The 3,074-nt window shown below is 64.2% G+C and carries 5 protein-coding genes; 2 read left to right on the top strand and 3 right to left on the bottom strand.

Features of this window, described 5'->3' with window-relative positions; all coding sequences use genetic code 11:
* Both VMW12_08470 and VMW12_08465 read left to right on the top strand, forming a co-directional pair.
* On the top strand, nt 1-259 hold a 259-nt coding region (locus VMW12_08470), incomplete at its 5' end, for an ATP-dependent Clp protease ATP-binding subunit ClpC (GenBank protein HUZ49757.1).
* A 98-nt stretch (nt 260-357) separates the two neighbouring features.
* Complete coding sequence (locus VMW12_08465; GenBank protein HUZ49756.1) at nt 358-501, top strand: hypothetical protein; 144 nt, start codon at nt 358-360, stop codon at nt 499-501.
* A 19-nt stretch (nt 502-520) separates the two neighbouring features.
* On the opposite strand, the gene VMW12_08460 is transcribed toward VMW12_08465, so the two are convergent.
* From VMW12_08460 to truB, 3 genes are read right to left on the bottom strand one after another with little or no spacing between them, the layout of a single operon-like run.
* Nucleotides 521-1,057, bottom strand: a complete 537-nt coding sequence (locus VMW12_08460) for a TlpA disulfide reductase family protein (protein HUZ49755.1) — start codon at nt 1,055-1,057, stop codon at nt 521-523.
* A gap of 58 nt (nt 1,058-1,115) precedes the next feature.
* Nucleotides 1,116-2,024: a riboflavin biosynthesis protein RibF gene (ribF, locus tag VMW12_08455; protein ID HUZ49754.1), complete on the bottom strand. Its 909-nt coding sequence runs from the start codon at nt 2,022-2,024 to the stop codon at nt 1,116-1,118.
* On the bottom strand, nt 2,021-2,905 hold the full coding sequence (gene truB / locus VMW12_08450; GenBank protein HUZ49753.1) for a tRNA pseudouridine(55) synthase TruB: 885 nt from the start codon (nt 2,903-2,905) through the stop codon (nt 2,021-2,023). The genes ribF and truB overlap by 4 nt, the downstream gene beginning before the upstream one ends.
* Between the last annotated feature and the right edge of the window lie 169 nt (nt 2,906-3,074).

Raw genomic sequence — 3,074 nt, 5'->3', positions numbered from 1 at the left:
GGCGATCGTGACGATTCACGTCGATGCGCTTGCCGCGCGGCTGGGAGCCCGCGACGTGAAGCTCCGGCTTACCGACGACGCCAAGGCGTTCTTAGCGCAGGAAGCCATGGCCGCGGGCAGCGGCGCGCGCTTCGTGCAGCGCATCGTTTCGAGGCACGTCTCGACCCCGCTCTCAACCGCACTGCTCAAGGGGGAGCTGGTCGCAGGTGGAACGGCCGATGTCACACGCTCGAACGGGGCGCTCGTTGTACGAGCGTAAACGGAGGAGAAGGCGCACATGTTTGGATCGATGACTCAAAAGCGCCAAAACGGCACCCTCGTCGAGCTCTCGCGCGACGTCTGCACGCGAGCGCATTCGTGAATCGCTACGCCATCGCACCGCTCGCGCTGGTAGCGATCATGGGGCTCGCATTGCTGGCGTTAGCCTTCGTCCCCACGGCCCCCATCGCGCACGCGAACGCAAGCACCCTGGCGTACTGGGTGTTCTACGGGCACACGTAGCACAAACGATCGCTAGAGGTTACAGAATCGCTTTGATCGAGGCTTTGATGGCCGCTGGTTCCATCTCGCCGACGACGATCTGACGAATCGTGCCGTCGCTGCCGATGAAGACGTGAACCGGGAGTCCGTTTATATTATACGCATCGCGTAACTGCCCTGAATCTACGACAACCGGATACGCCAGATGGTATTTCTCGCGGAAGCCCTGGGCCTTAGCGGCGTTCTCGAGCACGTCCACGCCCACCACCTGCAGGCCGCGTGCCCGGTATTTCTTGTAAAGCACATTGATGCTCGGTGCCTCGGCGTTGCACGGCGGGCACCACGACGCGAAGAAATTCAAGTACACCGGCTTGCCGCGCAGGGATGCCGAGGCAAGCACGCCTCCCTTTGAGAGCGGCTCGCTCCAGGGCGGGGCCGGCACGCCCGTCGATGTTGAGGCCACGTCGCCTGCGGTAGCGGCGGCCGAACTAGCGGCTGCAGATTTGTTCGTGGAGCCGCATCCGGCAAGGGCCAGGGCGGTCAGCAAAGCGATCGCCGCATATGAAGGTTTGGTCATCGCGGGTCGATTCGCACGCACGGGGCTCCAAACCCTAGCGAGCGCTCGAAATAGCGCGTTACCCGAAGGCAGGGTAGGCGACGGCCGCTAGGTCGAGCTGCATCTGCGCGACCAAGGCATCGACACCGTCGAAGACGCGCTGTTCGCGCACGAAACGCAGATCGCGCAACGCGAGTTCGCGCCCGTAAATCGTTTCGTGAAAATCGCGGAGCCACGCTTCGACCGTGCGGCGTTCGCCGCCAAACTGCGGATTGGTCCCGATCGAGACGAGCGCCGCATAATCGCGCCCGTCGTAGCGGGCAACCGCGCTATAGACGCCGTCCGGCGGCAGCAGCTTCTCCGGCACCCGCACGTTTGCGGTGGGAAAACCCAAATCGTGCCCGCGCCCCGCACCCAGTTCGACGACGCCGCGCAGCTCGTAGGAGCGGCCGAGCAAATGGTCGGCTAAATCCATTTTTCCGGCTGCGACCAAGCCGCGAATTCTGGTGCTCGAAATGCGCTCGCCTTCATCGGCCACGTTCGGCACGCCGACGCACGCGACGCCGCGCGCTTCGAGATACTCGCGCATCATCGTGACGTCTCCGGCACGCTTGTGGCCGAAACGAAACGTCGTCCCGACGCAGACCCCATGCACGCCCAAGCCGACCAGGGCATCCAGGAACGTTTGCGGCGACATCTGCGCGAGCGCTTGGTCGAACGGCACGAAAAAGCACTCTTCAAAGCCCGCTCGCGCGAACATATCGACGCGCTCGGCCTGCGTACACAGCATCGGCGGTTCTTGGCCCGGGCGCAAGAACGAAGCCGGATGATTTGCGAACGTCAGTACCCCGCAGCGCCAGCCCGGGCGGCGCAGCCGGCGCGTCGCGCGGACGATCTCCATATGCCCGCGATGCAATCCGTCAAAGAAGCCGATCGCGAGAACCAGCGGCCGTTCGCTCTCGCGCGTGAGACCGTGATGGAGCTTCATACGAAGACCTTGCGCGGCGCGAGCAATGCTCCAAGCGCCTCACCCACGCCCACGAGCGTACGCGATTCGTCGCGCACGAACACGTGCTGCGCGGTCGCTCCCTGCGGGAGCGGGACAACGCGCCCGGCACGAAAATCCGCCGAACCGCGTAGATCCAGGACGATGGTCGGAAACGGAATGATGTGTTCCGGCGCAATCAGCGCCCCCGCGGGATCGTCGGCAATCGCTTCGAGCGTTTTCGCCTCGTAGAGCACGAACGGTCCGGATGCTTCGCGTACGAGTGCCCCCATGTGCGCCGGTACGCCGATAGCGGCCCCCAGGTCCTCGCACAAGGTGCGGACGTACGTTCCCTCGCCGCACGCGATACGCAACCGTGCGATCGCGCGTCCACCCGTCCGTTCGAAGCCCAGGAGCGAAATCGCATACACCGTAATCGAACGTGCCTTACGTTCGACGGTCTGCCCCGCCCGCGCTAAATCGTAAAGGCGGCGCCCTTCGTGATGCACCGCCGAATACATCGGCGGTATCTGCTCGATCTTTCCAATAAACGCCGGAAGCGCGTCGTGAAGCCGGCGCTCCCAATCGTCCGGGGGTTGGCCGCTAGCCACGGTCTCGCCGAGCGCGTCTTGCGTGGTCGTAGACCGGCCCAGCACGAGCGTGCACGCGTACGCCTTGCGCTGATCGGTGAGCAACGGAATCAATCGCGTCGCCTTGCCGACCGCAATCGGCAGAACGCCTGCCGCCTGCGGATCGAGCGTCCCCAAGTGCCCTACGGCAATCTTTCGGTCGCGCGAATAGACGCCGCAGACGCGCCGAATCCGCGCCACCACTTGTGCCGACGTCGGGCCGGCCGGTTTGAAGACGTTGAGAAAACCGAGCATCGTTTACACGGGTGGGTACATGCGCAACTCCTTGCGCACGGCACCGACGATGCCGAATATGCCGCCAAAAAGCAGGACCGCAAGCGCCCCCATCCCGATCGCCGTCAATCGCTCGAAGCTCCATAGAACGAAGAGCAACCCGCCCAGGGTCATCAGCCCGTAGCCGAGA

It is taken from the genome of Candidatus Dormiibacterota bacterium (assembly GCA_035532835.1).
Lineage (GTDB): Bacteria > Vulcanimicrobiota > Vulcanimicrobiia > Vulcanimicrobiales > Vulcanimicrobiaceae > DAHUXY01.
Note: the sequence above shows the minus strand (reverse complement) of the source record. Positions and strands in the feature narration are given on the sequence as shown.